Origin of the sequence: Pseudomonas sp. Marseille-Q0931 (assembly GCF_940789645.1) — a bacterium.
In the GTDB taxonomy this organism is placed as follows: domain Bacteria; phylum Pseudomonadota; class Gammaproteobacteria; order Pseudomonadales; family Pseudomonadaceae; genus Aquipseudomonas.
In genome coordinates, this window is sequence record NZ_CALNWT010000001.1 from 1,217,224 (window position 1) to 1,235,859 (window position 18,636).

At 64.6% G+C, this 18,636-nt stretch carries 12 protein-coding genes; 5 read left to right on the forward strand and 7 right to left on the reverse strand.

Annotated features, from left to right (window positions below):
- Window positions 1-30: 30 nt before the first annotated feature.
- Window positions 31-1,308, reverse strand: a complete 1,278-nt coding sequence (locus P3C50_RS05905) for a TRAP transporter large permease (protein WP_275545235.1) — start codon at window positions 1,306-1,308, stop codon at window positions 31-33.
- A 49-nt stretch (window positions 1,309-1,357) separates the two neighbouring features.
- On the reverse strand, window positions 1,358-2,479 hold the full coding sequence (locus tag P3C50_RS05910) for a gluconokinase, GntK/IdnK-type (protein WP_275545236.1): 1,122 nt from the start codon (window positions 2,477-2,479) through the stop codon (window positions 1,358-1,360).
- 334 nt (window positions 2,480-2,813) lie between these two features.
- Between P3C50_RS05910 and P3C50_RS05915 the strand changes: the two genes are divergently transcribed.
- Complete coding sequence (locus tag P3C50_RS05915; protein ID WP_275545237.1) at window positions 2,814-4,745, forward strand: sigma-54-dependent Fis family transcriptional regulator; 1,932 nt, start codon at window positions 2,814-2,816, stop codon at window positions 4,743-4,745.
- A 394-nt stretch (window positions 4,746-5,139) separates the two neighbouring features.
- Here P3C50_RS05915 and aldA read toward each other — a convergent pair whose 3' ends face one another.
- Entirely contained in the window at window positions 5,140-6,573 is a 1,434-nt protein-coding gene (gene aldA, locus P3C50_RS05920; RefSeq protein ID WP_275545238.1) for an aldehyde dehydrogenase, read from the reverse strand.
- Between the two features lie 238 nt (window positions 6,574-6,811).
- Window positions 6,812-8,989 carry a PQQ-dependent dehydrogenase, methanol/ethanol family gene (locus P3C50_RS05925; RefSeq protein ID WP_275545239.1) on the reverse strand — a complete coding sequence of 726 codons (2,178 nt, stop codon included), beginning with the start codon at window positions 8,987-8,989 and terminating at the stop codon, window positions 6,812-6,814.
- Between the two features lie 595 nt (window positions 8,990-9,584).
- Between P3C50_RS05925 and P3C50_RS05930 the strand changes: the two genes are divergently transcribed.
- Window positions 9,585-11,663, forward strand: coding sequence for a TonB-dependent receptor (locus P3C50_RS05930; RefSeq protein WP_275545240.1), 2,079 nt, complete (start codon window positions 9,585-9,587; stop codon window positions 11,661-11,663).
- A 109-nt stretch (window positions 11,664-11,772) separates the two neighbouring features.
- Here P3C50_RS05930 and P3C50_RS05935 read toward each other — a convergent pair whose 3' ends face one another.
- The 3 genes from P3C50_RS05935 to P3C50_RS05945 all read right to left on the reverse strand — a co-directional run bounded on the left by P3C50_RS05935 (window position 11,773) and on the right by P3C50_RS05945 (window position 15,199).
- Window positions 11,773-12,900: an acyl-CoA dehydrogenase family protein gene (locus P3C50_RS05935; RefSeq protein ID WP_275545241.1), complete on the reverse strand. Its 1,128-nt coding sequence runs from the start codon at window positions 12,898-12,900 to the stop codon at window positions 11,773-11,775.
- 149 nt (window positions 12,901-13,049) lie between these two features.
- Window positions 13,050-14,234 (reverse strand): acetyl-CoA C-acyltransferase, encoded by a 1,185-nt coding sequence (locus tag P3C50_RS05940; protein ID WP_275545348.1) that lies wholly within the window; start codon window positions 14,232-14,234, stop codon window positions 13,050-13,052.
- 197 nt (window positions 14,235-14,431) lie between these two features.
- Window positions 14,432-15,199 (reverse strand): 3-hydroxyacyl-CoA dehydrogenase, encoded by a 768-nt coding sequence (locus P3C50_RS05945; protein ID WP_197859135.1) that lies wholly within the window; start codon window positions 15,197-15,199, stop codon window positions 14,432-14,434.
- 87 nt (window positions 15,200-15,286) lie between these two features.
- On the opposite strand from P3C50_RS05945, the gene P3C50_RS05950 reads away from it, so the two are divergent.
- From P3C50_RS05950 to P3C50_RS05960, 3 genes are all read left to right on the forward strand, one after another.
- On the forward strand, window positions 15,287-15,667 hold the full coding sequence (locus tag P3C50_RS05950; RefSeq protein WP_059392556.1) for a MerR family transcriptional regulator: 381 nt from the start codon (window positions 15,287-15,289) through the stop codon (window positions 15,665-15,667).
- Window positions 15,668-15,702: 35 nt separating this feature from the next.
- Window positions 15,703-16,866 carry an isovaleryl-CoA dehydrogenase gene (locus tag P3C50_RS05955; protein ID WP_275545242.1) on the forward strand — a complete coding sequence of 388 codons (1,164 nt, stop codon included), beginning with the start codon at window positions 15,703-15,705 and terminating at the stop codon, window positions 16,864-16,866.
- A gap of 74 nt (window positions 16,867-16,940) precedes the next feature.
- The gene (locus P3C50_RS05960) at window positions 16,941-18,548 is read left to right on the forward strand and encodes a carboxyl transferase domain-containing protein (RefSeq protein ID WP_275545243.1); all 1,608 of its coding nucleotides are present in this window, start codon (window positions 16,941-16,943) and stop codon (window positions 18,546-18,548) included.
- The last annotated feature ends 88 nt before the right edge of the window (window positions 18,549-18,636 follow it).

The following is an 18,636-nucleotide window of genomic DNA, read 5'->3' on the forward strand; positions in this document are numbered from 1 at the left end:
TTGCCGGCGCGCCAACGCCGGTGGGTCAACTCAGCGCAACCAGGCCAGCGGCACGGTGACGATGGCGGGGAACGCCACCAGCGCCACGACGATGGCCAGATAGATCAGGAAGAACGGCATGACGCCGCGCACCAGCACCTCCATGCGTAGCTTGCCGATGCCTCCGACGACGTTGAGCACCGTGCCGACTGGCGGAGTGATGAGGCCGATGGAGCCGATCAGCACGAACATCACGCCGAAATACACCGGATCGACGCCGGCCTTGATCGCGATGGGCGCGAGCACCGGGGCCAGAATCAGGATGGTCGGGGTCAGGTCCAGCACCATACCCACTGCGATCATCAGCAGCATGATCGCCAGCACCAGCAACCGCGGATGCTCGGCCAGCGGCCCGAGCATGGCGCCGATCTCGTCCGGCAACTGCGCCAGGGTAATCATGTAGGCCGATACCGTGGCGGCCGCGCAGAGGAACATCACCGACGCCGTGGTGCGACTGGCGCGGGTCAGGGTTTCCATCAGGTCGCTCCAGCTCAGCTCACGGTAAAGCAAGGTGGACACCGCCAGCGCATAGACCGCCGCGACCACGGCCGCCTCGGTAGGCGTGAAGATGCCGAAGCGCAGGCCGCCGACGATGATCACCGGCAGCATCAGCGCCGCCACACCGTCGATCAGCACCCGGCGCCGCTCGGCGGCACTGGCCTTGGGCGGCGTCGGCTCGGTGAAGCCACGCGCGATCAGGGTCCAGGCGATGATCAGACCTGCGCCCATGATCAGTCCCGGCACCAAGCCGGCCATGAACAGCTGGCTGATGGATGTATTGGTGACCACCCCGTAGATCACGAAGGGCATCGACGGCGGAATGATCGGCGCGATGATGCCGCCAGCGGCGACCAGGCCAGCCGAAGAATGCACTGGGTAACCACGCTGACGCATCATTGGCAGCAGCAAGGTGGCGAGCGCCGCGGTATCGGCCAGGGCCGAACCGGACATGCTGGCCAACAGCACGGCGGCCGCGATGGCGACGTAGCCGAGGCCGCCGCGCAGGTGACCGAAATAGGCCTGGGCCATGGCGATGATGCGCCGGGAAATACCGCCGGCGTTCATCAGCTCGCCGGCCAGGATGAAGAACGGCACCGCCAGCAGCGGAAAGCTGTCGGCACCAGCGAGCAGGTTCTGCGCCAGCAATTGCACGTCCCAGAAGTCCAGGTACCACATCAGCACGGCCGCGGTGAGGATCAGGGCGAACGCAATGGGCATGCCGAATGCCATGAACCCCAGCAGGGACGAAAGAAATACCGCGACAGTCATCGGCAGGTCCTCGGTGGGCAGTGCCCGTCTTGTTGGAATTGGGGCAGCATTATTCGACGTGAGCCTGGGTCAGCGTTACCTGTGGCGCACGCCGCCAGAGGTTGATCAGTTGCACCACGGCGAGAATCGCCAGCACCAGCATGCTCGCCAGCACCGGCAGCATGGCTAGCACCACGGGGTATCCGACCACCGTACTGACGTTGCCCCAGCCGAACTGCACCTGATTCCAGGCGCCCCAGGCCGAGAGCAGGCTGGCCCCGGCAACCAGCATCCAGCTCAGCGAATCCACCAGGCGTTGCGCCAGCAACGGGAAGCGGTCGCGGATCATGCGAAAGGTCATCAGCTCGCCACGGCGCATGCCGGAGGCCACGCCGACGAACACCAGCCAGACGAAGGCCAGGCGCGACAGTTCCTCGGCGCCCGGCCAGCCGGTGCCGAATGCATAGCGCAGCACCACGTTGGCGAACACGGCCACCACCATGAACGCCATCAGAACGGCCATCAGGCCATCGGTCAGGCGGTCGAACAGACGCGCGATACGGCCCTCATAGATTGGCTCGGCACCCAGTTGCGCCGCCTGGTTAGCGCTATCAATCTCGCTATCGAGAACATCCTGAGCTTCGCTGGAAACCGCCTCCGTGGCATCGCGGCGCACCCAGGCCTGGATTTCGGCCACTACAACTTGCCGGGGCTGCTGCGCATCCACGACCCGTACATGCGGCTCACCCGCCGGGCTTTCGAGAGTGGCGAACTGGCTGTCGACCAGGGAGATCGGCATGAAATGTCCGGGCCGGGCACCGACACGCTGCACCGCAGTGGCGTGGTCGATATTCAGGTGAACGAACTGCAGGCCGGGAATGGCCTGACGCAGGCGCTCACGGTAGGCACGCTTGAGCGCCGAACAGGCCAGCACGAAACACTCGCCGGCGGCCTGCGCTGCCAGCATCTGCTCGCACAGCGCATCGAGCCAGTGGCGGCGATCCTCGTCGCTCAGCGGGATACCCGCACGCATGCGCTCGACGTTTTCGGCAGGATGGAAATGATCGGCTTCGATATGGCGCCAGCCCAGTGCAGCTGCAACCGCCTGGCTGATTTCGCTCTTGCCGGAACCACTGACCCCCATGACCACGAGCGTGGTGCGGGCAGGCAGTGCGGAAGGCTGCTGTTGCATGGGAACTCCATGGGCACCATCGAGGTGGGCCGCTCATTGTTTGAGCCGGATGTTAGCGCTATCCAAAACGTTCGACAATCCCCCGTTTTCAACATTTTTTGCGGCATTGCCGGGCGACCTGCGTCCAACTGACGCAAAACTTCGCCGGCCCGGGTCAGCCACGAAGCCCGGCCGAGCCATTAACCGAAGACAGGGTCGCGACTCGACCTGGCGGTTCCCAACCCGCCTGAATACGGCTAGAGTCGCATTCATTCAGGGCTCGCCCGTGCACTTCAGGGCGAACCGGCAAAACAACAAAAGGCTGCGAGCCAACGCACCATTGGAAGGAGTGCCCATGAGCATCCATTCGCCCGGGGCCTGCCCCAGCGATCTCACTGCTTTCGTGGCCGATCATTTTCCGGAACGCCGCATTCATCCGGACGAACAGATCGCCCGTTCCTGGTACCGCAGCGTGATGCAGCATCGTCTCGATCCACATGGACAGGGCGAGAAGCATGTGTTGACCGCAGAGGAATTGCGCGAACACCAGCGCTCGCATCAGGACTACCTGAGCATCGCCGGTCAGGGTGTCACCGGCCTGGCCAAGCGCGTAGTACCGGCCGGCTTCGCCGTGCTGCTCAGCGACGAACACGGCGTTACCCTCGATACCCGCCTGCCGCTACAATACGAACTCTATACCCAGGCCGGGCTGATCGTCGGGGCCTGCTGGGACGAATCCACGGTCGGCACCAATGGCATCGGCACCGCATTGGCCTCGCGCCAGGCCATGACCATTCACCACCAGGAACACTTCCTGGTTTCCAACTTCCGCCTGAGCTGCTCGGTGGCGCCGATCTACGACGCACAGAACCTGCTGCGCGGCTGCCTCAACGCCACCTGCCTGAACAGCGCCGGCCCCAAGGAGGCGCAGTACCTCACGTTGCAGTTGGTGATCATGTACGCGCGGATGATTGAGAACGCCAGCTTCCGCCAGCGCTACCGCGACCGCATGACGCTCTCGGTGAAATCCCACGATGACATCAGCGACCTGGCCAACGAGCAGTTGCTGGCCCTCGATGAACAGGGGCGGATCATCGGGGCCAACCATGCGGCCTTCGTCAGCTATCAGCAGGAACGCCAGATCGACCTGCTCGGCAGCCGTATCGACCAGTTGCTCCCGGCTGGGGTCGACGAACTGCTGAGCCTGAGCAACGGCGGCGCGCGCAGCCTCAACCTGCGCACCCTGCAGGACGACGCGCCGGTCGGCGTCAGCCTGCGCGTCCCCGCTGTCCAGCCGCAAACGCGCGCCCGCCCGGCGTCTGCCAACAGCAGCGAACATCCCGACCTGCAACGCCTGGGCGGCAACGATCCGCGCCTGCAGGACGGCGTGCGCCGCCTGCGCAAGTTACTGGACAAGGACATCCCTATCCTCATCACAGGGGAAACCGGCACCGGCAAGGAAGCCTTCGCCCGCGCCATCCACCAGGCCAGCGCGCGTGCCCGCGGCCCCTTCGTGGCACTGAACTGCGCGGCGATTCCGGAAAGCCTGATCGAAAGCGAGTTGTTCGGCTATCGCGGCGGCAGCTTCACCGGCGCCAACAAGAAGGGCATGAAAGGCAAGCTGGAACTGGCCAATGGCGGCACCCTGTTCCTCGATGAGATCGGCGACATGCCGGCGCATCTGCAGACCCGTCTGCTGCGCGTGCTGGCTGAGCGCGAGATCTTCCCACTGGGCGCCGAAACTCCGCTGCCGCTGGATGTGCAGTTGATTTCCGCCACCCACCAGGACCTCGCGCAGATGATCGCCAGCAAGGCATTTCGCGAGGATCTGTTCTACCGCCTCAACGGCATGCCTCTGGCCCTGCCTGCACTGCGCGAGCGCAGCGATCGGGATACGCTGATCGACAGCCTGCTGCGCAACCACGGCCCATTGCGGCTGACCGACGCGGCGCGCCAGCGTCTACTCGAGCACCCCTGGCCCGGCAATATTCGCCAGTTGTCCAGTTGCCTGCGTTATGCCGCGGCACTGGCCGAGGATGGTTGTATCGACCTGGACTGCCTGCCGGCCGAACTGCAGCAGCCTGCCCTGCCCGGCGCGTCTGTGCAGGCGCACGAAGGTCGCCTCGTCAGCCGCCTGGAGAATGACGAAGCACGCCATCTGCAGGCAGCGCTGCGCGAACACCACTGGAATATCAGCGCCGTGGCCGAGGCCTTCGGCGTGGCCCGCTCGACCCTGTATCGCAAGATGAAGAAGTATGGGATCGTGCAGCCCAATGCGCTGTTTTGAGCTGATTGCTCAGCCACGGGTCCTGATCGCTCCCACGCTCCGCGTGCGTGCCATCAAAATCAGCGATGCGCCGCTATTGGGGCAAAAGAGCTTCGCGGACAAGTCCGCTCCCACAAGATGACCGTGCCGCATGCTCGCGTAGGAGCGGCTTCAGCCGCGATACCTCGGTTCCATGCAGATGGGAGCCATCAGATCAGCGATGCGCCTCTGTTGAGGCCAAAAGCTTCGCGGACAAGTCCGCTCCCACGATATGAGTGCTGGCAGCTCACTGTCCTGTGGGAGCGGACTTGTCCGCGAAAAAAATCCCTGCCTCGCCAACAGCACCAGCGCCTGTTCCTGCAGACAAAAAAGAGCGGGCCAGCACTGACGCACCGGCCCGCCCAAAGGTCACTCCTTATTCCTGTGCGTAGATCACATGGGTGTGGGTGTACTCGTACAGCCCATGCTTGCCATCTGCGCCGCCGATCCCGGACTTGCGCGTACCGGCGTGGAAGCCCTGCATCGCCTCGAAGTTCTCGCGATTGATGTAGGTCTCGCCGAAGTCCAGCTCGCGGCTGGCCTTGAGCGCGGCGCTGAGATTGCGGGTATAGATCGACGAGGTCAGGCCATACTCGCTGTCGTTGGCGCGGGCGATGGCTTCGTCGAGATCATCGACGATCTGGATCGGCAGCACCGGGCCGAAGATTTCCTTGCGCATGATCTCCATGTCGCTGGCGCAGCCGGCCAGCACCGTGGGCTGGTAGTGGAAGCCTTGACCCAGGTCGGCCACCGCACCACCAGTCATTACCTGCGCGCCCTGCCCGACCGCGGTGCGCACCATCTGCGCGACCTTGTCGAGGCCGGCCTGGTTGATCAGCGGGCCCATGTCCAGATCGGCCTGGGCGGACGGGTCACCATACCGGGTCGCCGCCATCGCCGAGGCGATCTTGTCGATAAACTGGTCAGCCACCTTGCGCTCGACATAGACGCGCTCGGCGCAGTTGCACACCTGCCCGGTATTGATCACCCGCGAAGCCTTGATGGCGTTCACCGCCAGGTCCAGGTCGGCGTCGGCCAGGACGATGGCCGGCGCCTTGCCGCCCAGTTCCAGGTTGAGCTTGGTGATATGCGGCGCAGCGGCGGCCATGATCCGCGAACCGGTACCAACGCTGCCGGTGAAGCTGATCAGATCGACACCGGCATGGCTGGTCAGCGCACTGCCCGCGCCAGCGCCCGTGCCGCCGACGACGTTGAACACGCCAGTCGGCAGGTCCACTTCAGCCACCAGCTTGGCGAACTCGAAGCAGTTGATCGGGGTTTCTTCGCTGGGCTTGATCACGATGGTGTTGCCGGTCAGCAACGCCGGCGCCATCTTGCGGGCGATGAGGAAGAACGGGAAGTTCCACGGCAGGATGCCGGCCACCACGCCCAGCGGCTTGCGCAGCAGGAAGATGTGCTCGCCGGCACGGTCGCTGGTCAGCACCTCGCCTTCCAGGCGGCGCGCCCACTCGGCCATGTAATCGAGGTAATCAGCGGTGAAGTTGACCTCCACCTCGGCCAGCGCCGGCACCTTGCCGCCTTCGCGGGTGATGATTTGCGCCAGGCGCGGGGCGTTGGTGCGCACCTTCTCGGCGATGCGCCGCAGGTAGCCGGCACGCTCGATGGCCGGCCTGGCGGCCCAGCCTTTCTGCGCCTTGCGTGCGGCGGCGATGGCGCAGTCGACCTGCTCGTTGCTGGCCTCGGGAATGCGCGCCAGCAGGTCGCCGGTAGCCGGGTTGCGCACTTCGATCAGCTTGTCGCTGCCGACGAAGGCGTTGTCGATGTAGTTCTGGTAAGTGGTTTCGCTCATGGTCGCTCTCGCTATACGGAGTGGGCGGACGAGCGCATGCCAGGCCGGCATGCGCCCGCGGGGCACCTCTAAAAACTACCTGCGTTGCCATCGCTGCGTTAAAAACAGGCTCGGGCGCGAGTCCGATCAAAATGCTCATTTACAACTCGTAAAGTCGAACGCGACTCCGACCGTTTTTCGCCTGTTCTTGCCTTGCGCTGGCTGCCTCACCTACGTTTTTAGAAGCGCCCCGTATGGGTCAGTTGGCGCTGAATTTCTTCCAGGCGTCGCCTTCTTCCTGAAGGTCGTGGGCGCGCTTGATCAGGTACTGGTGAATCTGATCGACCTGCTTGGCATCGAAGGCCTCGGCGAACGACGGCATGCCGTCCGGCACGCGGCCGCCGTAGAGGATGCCGAGGAACATCTGGTGCTTCTCCGGCGCCATCTTGCGCAGATCAGGCAGCACGCCGCCGCTGACGGCATGGATGCCGTGGCACTGCGAGCAGTAGCTGTCGTACAGCTTGCCGCCCGCCTTGACGGTTGCCGCATCGCCAGTCAGCGCTGGTGGCTTCGGTGCATCGGCCAATGGCGCCGGCTCCTGCAGCTTGGCGGTACCGCCGAGCTTGTAGGTCAGCACTTGGGCGTAGGGCTGCACGCCGGCACGCAGCGACAGGGCACCGGCGAAGGTGGAGAACGCGCCGCCCCAGCCGGCCATGAAGGTGACGTACTGCTCGCCGTCCACCGAGTAGGTGATCGGCGCGGCCATCACGCCACTGGCGGCGGGTTGCTCCCAGAGTTTCTTGCCGTCCTCGGCGGCGTAGGCGATCACCCGGCCATCGGCGCTGCCCTCGAACACCAGGTTGCCGGCGGTGCTCAGCGTGCCGCCGTTGAAGATGGTGATGTAGGGCACTTCCCAGGCGGCCTTCTGCTTCACCGGATCCCAGGCGATCAGCTTGCCGGACCAGGACCTGGCCATCTCCAGCAGGCCATCCGGGCCTTCCGGCATCATGCCGGTGCGCAGGCCGAGCTGGTACATGCTCTTGAACGGGTTGCGCGCCGGCGCCTCCGGGATGTGCTCGTAGTAGGCGGACATGATGTGCGCCGGGATGTAGACCAGGCCGGTCTTGGGGTTGAACGACATCGGATGCCAGTCGTGCGCGCCCCAGAACGCCGGAGTGACCAGCTTGCGCTTGCCGTCCTTCCAGTAGGCGGCGGCCTCGTCGTCGACGATGGGCCGGCCGGTCTTCATGTCGATGCCCTTGGCCCAGTTCACCGGCACGATGTTCTCGGCCGACAGCAGCTCGCCGGTGGCGCGGTCGATGACGTAGAAGAAGCCGTTCTTCGGTGCCTGCATCAGCACCTTGCGCTCTTTGCCGTCGATCTCCAGCTCGGCGAGGATCATGTGCTGCGTGGCGGTGAAGTCCCAGGCATCGCCCGGCGTGGTCTGGTAGTGCCAGGCGTACTCACCGGTGTCGGCATCGACGGCGACGATGGACGACAGGAACAGGTTGTCGCCCTTGGCCTCGCTACGCCATTTCGGATCCCACAGCGAGCCGTTGCCGACGCCGATATAGAGCAGGTTCAGCTCCGGGTCGAAGGCGAAGGAGTCCCAGGCAGTGCCGCCACCGCCCTGCTCGGCGAAGGCATCGCCGTGCCAGGTCTTGGCGGCGATTTCCATGGCCTTGTCTTCCGGCGGCAGCTTGGGGTCGCCTGGCACGGTGTAGAAGCGCCAGGCCTGCTTGCCGCTCTCGGCATCGTAGGCGGTGACGTAGCCGCGCACGCCGAACTCGGCGCCGCCGTTGCCGATGATGACCTTGCCATTGACCACCCGCGGCGCGCCGGTGATGGTGTAGCTGCGATTGTGGTCGGAGCGGGTATCGACCGACCAGACACGCTGGCCGGTCTTGGCGTCGATGGCCTCCAGGCGGCCGTCGAGCACGCCGACGTAGACCTTGCCCTTCCATACCGCCACGCCGCGGTTGACCGCATCGCAGCAGGCCTCGCCGGCGCGATTGCGGTCGGATTTGGGGTCGTACTTCCACAGCAGCTTGCCGTTGCGCGCGTCCAGTGCGTAGACCACCGAGAATGGCCCGGTGGTGTACATCACGCCATCGACGACGATGGGTGTGGCTTCAACGCCGCGGTCCAGGTCGAGCTTGTAGCTCCAGGCCAGACCCAATTTGTCGACGTTCTGCTGGTTGATCTGCTCCAGCGGGCTGTAGCGCTGTTCGTCGTAGGTGCGCCCGTGGCTCATCCAGTTACCGGGCTCCTGGTCGGCGGCGATGATGCGCTTGCCATCGACATCGGCGGCTTGCGCGGCCTGGCAGAAACCGGCCAGTAGCAGCGCTGCGACCAGGGCAGTACGGGGAAGACGCAAGGTGGCTTGCCTGTCGAGACTCGAGCGGGCGACAGGCATATTGAGGCCAATCGAACTCATGGTTTTTCTCCAGTTCTTGTTGTGACCACGAACATGATTTCGCGGCTTGCCAGTGCTGGAGCAACGCCTGTGCCAGAGCCGCCTCGATCGCTACGCCCCAGCATTTGCGGGGCCTTGCCGGATTTTCCGGGAGAAGGGCCATGGGACTGATGCGCAACAGGTGTAGCGCCGATCGCTGCAGCTGTTGCAGCGACGCTACAGCGGCAGGCCGCTAGTGCATGGCAAATGCGGGATACAAAATCAGCCACTTCGCGGGCACATCAGCGGGGCTGCCCTGCTACCCTGCACGGCTCGATCCAGAGCCTTCGGCGCGGCAAGACAGCGCGGCGCAGGCCTGCGACCAATGCACCATTACCGACATCGAAGCTGTAGGGAGCCTTCCAGCGATGGCCAGTGTTTTCGGGGCAACTCAGGTATGGCATGCGCGCGCCTCGCTGGTGGTTTGTCCAACCTGGCACGACCTATGGATGTCCGTTGTTCCAGCGGTTTTCTGGCTGCTCGGCGCCGCGCCGAGACTGCCACTGCTCTGCCGCATTGATGACCGACCGCACCTGCAAGACGGTACCCACAAGAAAAATCTGAAAAGGATCGCTACATGCGCCTCAAGCTGACCTGCATCGCCCTGCTGCCGGGCCTGACCTTGGCCGACCAGACGCCCTACCAGATCGATGAGCTGGTGATCACCGGCAGCCGCTACCAAGCCAGCGGCTGGCAACTGCCCTTTTCCGTCAACCGTATCGATGCCGAGCAGGCGACGCTCGGCAAGCCCGGCGTCAACCTCTCCGAGGCGCTCGGCAGCGTTCCCGGGCTGGTGGTGCAGAACCGCCAGAACTATGCGCAGGATCTGCAGATTTCCTCACGCGGTTTCGGTGCCCGCTCGGCCTTCGGCATCCGCGGCATCAAACTGCTGGCCGACGGCGTGCCGCTGTCCAACCCCGACGGCCAGGGCCAGGCGGCCACCTTCGATCTCGACACCCTGGAGCGCATTGAGGTGCTGCGCGGGCCGTTCGCCAGCGTCTACGGCAGCAACTCGGGCGGCGTGATCCAGCTGTTCTCGCGCGATGGCGAAGGTGCGCCCAAGGTAGCCGTCGACACCTCACAGGCCGCCTACGGCACCAGTCGCACCCGGGTCTCGGCCGAGGGCGGCAACGACAAGGCCGGCTTCATCATCAACCGCTCGCATTTCGAAACCGATGGCTACCGCGACCACAGCGGCGCGATCCTCGACAAGACCTTCGCCAAGCTGACCCTGTACCCGGACGATGTCAGCAAGCTGAGCCTGAGCTTCAGCGAGCTGGACCAGAACGACACCCAGGACCCGCAAGGGCTGACCTGGGATCAGGTGCGCAGCGACCGCCGTGCGGCAGCGCCTAGCGCCCTGCAGTTCGATACGCGCAAGACCGTTGACCATCGCCAGTTCGCCCTCAACTACGAGCGCAGCTTCGCTGCCGGCACCTGGCAAAGCACGGTCTATAGCGGTACGCGCCGGGTGATCCAATACCAGTCGATTCCCGTTGCGGTGCAGGGCAATCCGTCGCACTCCGGCGGGGTGATCGACTTCGAGCGCCGCTTCCACGGTATCGGCAACCGCTGGATTCAGTCGTTCGACCTGGGCAGCAGCCTGCTGACCGTCACTACGGGTCTGGATTACGACTACTCGCGCGATGATCGTCAGGGCTACGAGAACTTCGTTGGCAGCACCCTTGGCGTAAAGGGCGATCTGCGCCGCGACGAACGCAACGAGGTCGCCAGCCTCTCGCCCTATGTACAAGCCGCCTGGCAGCTGGGCAAGCTCCAGCTGCAGGCTGGCCTGCGCCACAGCGAGGTAAAATTCGAGGTGGATGACCATTTCATCCAAGGCGACAACGGCGACGACAGCGGCTCGGTCACCTACCGCAAGCTGACCCCAACCCTGGGCGCCAGCTATGCGCTGCTGCCGGATGTGAATATCTACGCCAGTTGGGGCAAGGGCCTGGAGACACCTACACTCAACGAGCTTTCCTACTCCGGGCCTGACAACACCTTCGGCTTCGACCTGAAACCGGCCACCAGCGAACAATTCGAAGTCGGCCTGAAAGCCCATCTCGCCGACGCCACCAGCCTGCAACTGGCGCTGTTCCAGATCGATACCGATGACGAGTTGGTGGTCGAATCGGCCAGTGGCGGCCGCAACACCTTTCAGAACGCGGCCCAAACCCGCCGACGTGGCCTTGAGCTGTCCCTGGAAAGCCATTTGAGCGAAACCCTACGCGCCAACCTCGCCTACACCCATATCGACGCGACCTACAGCAAGGACTTCAGCAGCCGCGGCGAGGTGATCGAGAGCGGCAACCATTTGCCCGGCATCCCCACCAGCACCCTGTATGGCGAGCTTGCCTGGAAGCCGGTCGACTGGTTCAGCACCGCCGTCGAAGGCCTGTATCGCAGCAAGCTCTACGTCGAGGACAGCAACAGCGCCAAGACGGCGCCCAGCTACGCGCTGTTCAACTGGCAGGCGCGTTTCGAGCAGAAGACCGGCGCACTCACCTTCAACCAGGTGCTGCGTATCGACAACCTGCTGGATCGTGAGTACATCGGTTCGGTGATCGTCGGCGACAGCAATGGCCGCTACTACGAGCCCGGCCCGGAACGCGCCTGGTATGTCGGTGCTGGCGTGCAGTATCAGTTCGAGTGAACTCGGGAACACCAGGGGTATTGGGGGCATTGTGGGAGCGGACTTGTCCGCGAAGCCTTGTCTGGAAAAGCTTCGCGGACAAGTCCGCTCCCACAAAAACCGCGCCGCGCTACAAACTGCGCGCAATCACCATCCGCTGCACGTCGCTGGTGCCTTCGTAGATCTGGCACACCCGCGCATCGCGGTAGATGCGCTCGACCGGGAAGTCCGTGAGATAGCCGTAGCCACCCAGGGTCTGGATCGCCGCCGAGCACACCCGCTCGGCCATCTCCGAGGCGAACAGCTTGGCCATCGACGCCTCGGTCAGGCACGGCTGGCCCGCTTCGCGCAGGCTGGCAGCGTGATGCACCATCTGCCGCGCCACGGCGATCTGCGTGGCCATATCGGCCAGACGGAAAGCCACCGCCTGATGCTCGATGATCGGCTTGCCGAAGGTCACTCGCTCATGGGCGTAATCGCGCGCCGCCTCGAACGCGGCGCGGGCCATGCCCACCGCTTGTGCGGCGATGCCGATGCGACCGCCCTCGAGGTTGGCCAGGGCAATGCGATAGCCCTCGCCCTCCTCGCCCAGGCGCAGGCTCGCAGGAATGCGTACCTCATCAAACTGGATCTGACAGGTATCGGAGGCATGCTGCCCGAGCTTGTCCTCCACACGCACGACCGAGAAACCCGGCGTATCGGTGGGCACGATAAAGGCGCTGATACCCTTCTTGCCCGCTTGCGCATCGGTGACGGCGAAGACGATGACCATGCCGGCGTGATTGCCTGATGTGATGAACTGCTTGGCACCGTTGAGCACATAGTGGTCGCCATCACGCCGCGCGCGGGTGCGCAGGTCGCTGGCGTCGGAGCCGGCCTGCGGCTCAGTCAGGGCGAAGGCACCAAGCATGCTGCCCTCGGCGAGCGGGCGAAGAAAGCGCTGCTTCTGCTCCTCGCTGCCGTACTTGAGGATCGGCATGCAGCCCACCGAATTGTGCACGCTCATGATGGTGGAACAGGCGCCATCGCCCGCGGCGATCTCCTCCAGAGCCATGGCGTAGGCCAGGTGGCCGGTCTCGGCGCCGCCCCACGACTCGGGCACCAGCATGCCCATAAAACCCAGCTGGCCCATCTCGGCGATGGCCTCGGTGGGGAAACGATGCTCACGGTCCCAGTCGGCGGCGAAGGGTTTCAGCCGCTCCTGGGCGAACTGGCGGGCCATGTCACGGATCAGGATCTCTTCTTCATTGGGTAGCATGGCTGGCTCCGGTAGTGCGGTTCGATCAATCCGTGGGAGGCGCTTTAGCGGCGAGCCTTTTCGCGGCTACGACTGCATGGATGCAGGAGGTAGAGCGAAGCAGGATGCCCGAGCCGAAAGCCCCTCCCACAGGTCAATGGTATGGATAGTCAGTACAACTCGATGGCCACGGCAGTGGCTTCACCGCCGCCAATGCACACGGCGCCCACGCCACGCTTGAGTCCGCGCTGCTGCAGCGCCGCCAGCAGGGTGACCAGGATGCGCGCGCCGGAAGCGCCGATTGGATGACCCAGGGCGCAGGCGCCACCGTGCACGTTGAGCTTGTCGTGAGCGATACCCAGCTCACGCATGGCGACCATGGGCACCACGGCAAAGGCCTCGTTGATCTCAAACAGATCGACCGTCTCTAACGGCCACTCTATACGTGCCAACAGGCGCTGGATCGCCGAAACCGGGGCGGTGGTGAACAGGTTCGGCGCCTGGGCGTGGCCGGCATGGCCGACGATGCGCGCCAGCGGTTTCAGGCCGCGCTCCTGCGCCTGGGACAGACGCATCAGCAGCAACGCGGCAGCGCCATCGGAAATCGAGCTGGCATTGGCCGCCGTCACCGTACCGCCCTCGCGGAACGCAGGTTTCAAACCGGGAATCTTGTCCGGCCGCGCCTTGGGCGGCTGCTCGTCGCTATCCATCAGGCGCCGCTCGCGTCCCTGCGGCGCCTCCACGGCAACGATCTCGCCGGCAAAGCTGCCGTCCGCAATCGCCTGCTGGGCGCGACGAAGCGACTCCAGTGCGTAGGCATCCTGCTCCTCGCGGCTGAAGCGATATTGCTGCGCGCAGTCCTCGGCGAAAGTGCCCATCAGCCGGCCGCGCTCGTAGGCGTCCTCCAGACCGTCGAGGAACATATGGTCGAGCACCTGACCATGGCCCATGCGATAGCCGCCGCGCGCACGTGCCAGCAGGTACGGCGCGTTGGACATGCTCTCCATGCCGCCAGCCACCAGCACATCGGCGCTACCGGCGAGCAACTGGTCATGGCCGAGCATCAGCGCCTGCATGCCCGAGCCACACATCTTGTTAAGCGTGGTGCACTGCACAGCCTGGCTCAGGCCCGCGCCAAGCGCCGCCTGGCGCGCCGGAGCCTGACCCTGGCCGGCCTGCAGCACACACCCCATCAGCACGGTATCTACCGCCTCGGCGGCAAGGCCGGCACGCTCCAGGCTCGAGCGAATGGCCGCAGCGCCCAGCTCCGCAGCGGTAAGGCCGGCCAGATCACCGAGAAAGCCGCCCATGGGGGTGCGCACTGCGCTGACGATAACGACAGGGTCGGTTGGCATAGGCATGAAAAGGTCTCCTGAATATCGATCACTAAGTGTGGCTCTTGCTTAGCAAGCCTTCGTGAAGCAGGTTCTTGCAGAGATAGGCTTTTGTGGGAGCAGCCCTCTGTGGGAGCGGACTTGTCCGCGAAGCTTTCCAGGCAGAGATGCGCGGACAAGTCCGCTCCCACAGGGGCACGCAGCAGCGCGCCCTGCCATTACTTAGCCGCCATACGCAGCGCGCCATCGAGGCGGATCACCTCGCCATTGAGCATGGTGTTCTCGACGATATGCCGTACCAGCGCAGCGAACTCGTCGGGCCGGCCCAGGCGCGGCGGGAACGGCACATTGGCCGCCAGCGAGTCGCGCACCTCCTGCGGCATGCCGGCCATCATCGGCGTCTCGAACACGCCTGGGGCGATGCACATGACGCGGATGCCGGAACGCGCCAGATCACGCGCCGCCGGCAACGTCAGCGCTGCCACCCCGCCCTTGGAAGCAGCGTAGGCCACCTGGCCCATCTGCCCGTCGAACGCCGCCACCGAGGCGGTATTGATGATCACCCCGCGTTCGCCGCCTGCGTTCGGCATGTTCTGCGCCATGGCTTCGGCGGCCAGGCGCAGCAGATTGAAGCTGCCGATCAAATTGACCTCGACGGTACGGCGGAAACTGTCCAGACAATGCGCGCCATTGCGCCCGAGGACCTTCTCGGCCGGCGCGACACCGGCGCAGTTGACCAGCCCGTGCAGGGCGCCGAAGGCATCCAGCGCCTGCGCCACGGCTGCCTGGCCATCCTCTTCGCGAGTGATATCGGCGCGCACGAAGCGCGCGGCATCGCCCAGCTCGGCAATGGCCCGCTGACCGGCCTGCTCGTTGATATCCAGCAGCACCACCTTGCCGCCCTGCCCGACCAGCTCACGGGCGGTGGCCAGACCCAAACCGGAGGCGCCACCACTGATCAGGAATACGGATTCGTCGATACGCATGCTCAACCTCTGTGTTTGTTGTGCGGTGAGATTGACAGTCAGATTTGCACAGGTTTACGTTAACGTAAAGGTAAACGAGTAATGATCATGGCAACCACCTACTCAATCTCCGACCTGGCCCGCGAACTGGACATCACCACGCGCGCCATCCGCTTCTACGAGGAGCAAGGCATGCTCGCCCCCGAGCGGCGCGGGCAGGAGCGCATCTACAGCGCCAAGGACAAGGTGACACTGAAACTCATCCTGCGCGGCAAGCGCATCGGTTTCTCGCTCGCCGAATGTCGCGAGCTGATCGAGCTGTACGACCCGGAAACCGGCAGTCGCAAGCAGCTGGAAACCTTCATGGGCAAGATCGCCGAGCGCCGCCTGCAGCTTGAACAGCAACTGCTGGATATCCAGCAGATGCAACTGGAACTGGATACTGCCGAGGAACGCTGCCTCGCGGCCCTGGCTGAAACGACTGCCTAATCGCCCCCACTACAAGAACAATCGCAGGTGACCCCATGAGCTACCCCACCCTCAATTTCGGCCTCGGTGAAACCCTCGACATGCTGCGCGACTCGGTACACCAGTTCGCCCAGAACGAGCTGGCACCGCGCGCCGCGCAGATCGACCGTGACAACGAATTTCCCATGGACATGTGGCGCAAGTTCGGCGACATGGGCCTGCTCGGCATGACGGTCAAGGAAGAGTATGGCGGCACCGACATGGGCTACCTGGCGCATGTGCTGGCCATGGAAGAGATCAGCCGCGCCTCGGCGTCGGTGGGTCTGTCTTATGGCGCGCATTCCAACCTCTGCGTCAACCAGATCCACAAGAACGGCAGCGAAGCGCAGAAGCAGAAATACCTGCCCAAGCTGTGTTCCGGCGAGCATATCGGTGCCCTGGCTATGAGCGAGCCCAATGCCGGCTCCGACGTGGTGTCGATGAAGCTGCGCGCGGAAAAGCGCGGCGACCGCTACGTGCTCAACGGCAACAAGATGTGGATCACCAACGGTCCGGATGCCCACACCTACGTGATCTACGCCAAGACCGACATCAACGCCGGCTCGCGCGGCATGACTGCCTTTATCGTCGAGCGCGACTTCAAGGGTTTCTCCCGCTACCAGAAGCTGGACAAGCTGGGCATGCGCGGCTCCAACACCTGCGAACTGGTGTTCGAAGACTGCGAAGTGCCTGAGGAGAATATCCTTGGCGTCGAGGGCGGTGGCGTGCGCGTGCTGATGAGCGGCCTGGACTACGAGCGCACCGTGCTCTCCGGCGGCCCGACCGGGATCATGAGCGCCTGCATGGACGTGGTGCTGCCCTACGTGCACGAGCGCCAGCAGTTCAAGCAGTCGATCGGTGAGTTCCAACTGGTACAGGGCAAGCTGGCCGACATGTACGCCGGCATGAACGCCTCCAAGTCCTACCTGTACAACGTCGCCAAGGCCTGCGACCGCGGCGAGGAATCGCGCAAGGACGCCGCCGCGGTGATCCTCTACACAGCCGAGATGGCGACCAAGATGGCCCTGGACACCATCCAGCTGCTCGGCGGCAACGGCTACACCAACGAGTATCCGGCCGGGCGCCTGCTGCGTGACGCCAAGCTCTACGAAATCGGCGCCGGCACCAGCGAAATTCGCCGCATGCTGATCGGCCGCGAGCTGTTCAACGAGACCAAATAAGCCTGCGTAGCCCGGATGCAATCCGGGGAATCCTGTCCCGGATTGCATCCGGGCTACGAAATGGAGCGCCACCGATGGCCATCCTGCATACCCAGATCAACCCCCGCTCCCCCCAGTTCGCCGCCAACCAGGCAGCCATGCTCACCCAGGTGGACGAACTGCGCGCCCTGCTCGCCCGCGTCCATGAAGGCGGTGGCGCCAAGGCGCAGGAGCGCCACACCTCGCGCGGCAAGCTGCTGCCGCGCGAGCGCATCAAGCGTCTGCTCGACGCCGGTTCGCCCTTTCTCGAGATCGGCCAACTCGCCGCTCATGAGGTGTACGGCGAGGACGTGCCCGCCGCCGGGGTGATCGCGGGTATCGGCCGGGTCGAAGGTGTCGAGTGCATGATCGTGGCCAACGATGCCACGGTCAAAGGCGGCTCCTACTACCCGCTGACGGTGAAAAAACACCTGCGCGCCCAGGCCATCGCCCGCGAAAACCGCCTGCCGTGCGTCTACCTGGTGGACTCCGGCGGCGCCAACCTGCCGCGCCAGGACGAGGTGTTTCCTGATCGCGAGCACTTCGGCCGGATCTTCTTCAACCAGGCCAATATGAGCGCCATGGGCATCCCGCAGATCGCCGTGGTAATGGGCTCCTGCACCGCAGGTGGCGCCTACGTACCAGCCATGAGTGACGAGACCATCATGGTGCGCGAACAGGCAACCATCTTCCTCGCCGGCCCGCCGCTGGTGAAGGCGGCCACCGGCGAAGTGGTGACCACCGAAGAACTCGGCGGCGCCGACGTGCACTGCAAGACCAGCGGCGTTGCCGACCACTATGCCGAGGACGACGAACATGCCCTGGCCCTGGCCCGGCGCTGCATCGCCAACCTCAACTGGCGCAAGCTCGGCCAACTCGACAGCCGCGCGCCCATCGCCCCGCGCTACCCGGCCGAGGAGCTGTACGGGGTGATTCCGGCCGATGCCAAGCAGCCCTTCGATGTGCGCGAGGTGATCGCGCGGATCGTCGACGACTCGCAACTGGATGAATTCAAGGCGCTGTTCGGCACCACACTAGTGTGTGGCTTCGCCCGCATCAATGGCTACCCGGTGGCGATCCTGGCGAACAACGGCATCTTGTTTGCTGAAGCCGCACAGAAAGGTGCGCACTTCGTCGAACTGGCCTGCCAGCGCGGCATTCCGCTGCTGTTCCTGCAGAACATCACTGGTTTCATGGTGGGCAAGAAATACGAGGAAGGCGGCATCGCCAAGCACGGCGCCAAGCTGGTCACCGCCGTGGCCTGTGCCCAGGTGCCGAAATTCACCGTGATCATCGGTGGCAGCTTCGGTGCCGGCAACTACGGCATGTGCGGCCGCGCCTACGACCCGCGCTTTTTGTGGATGTGGCCCAACGCGCGTATTGGCGTGATGGGCGCGCAGCAGGCCGCCGGCGTACTGGTGCAGGTCAAGCGCGAACAGGCCGCACGCGCCGGCCAACCGTTCAGCGACGACGAGGAGCGGCGCCTCAAGCAGCCCATCGTCGAGCAGTACGAGCAACAGGCGCACGCCTTCTATTCCAGCGCCCGCCTGTGGGACGACGGTGTGATCGACCCGGCGCAGACCCGCGAAGTACTGGCCCTGGCGCTGTCGGCCAGCCTCAACGCGCCGATCGAGCCGACCCGTTTCGGGGTGTTCCGTATGTGATGAACAACTCCCCTCTCCCGCTTGCGGGAGAGGGGCCGGGGGGAGAGGGTTAAACGCTCGAAGCGCCCTCTCCCCAGCCCTCGCCCAT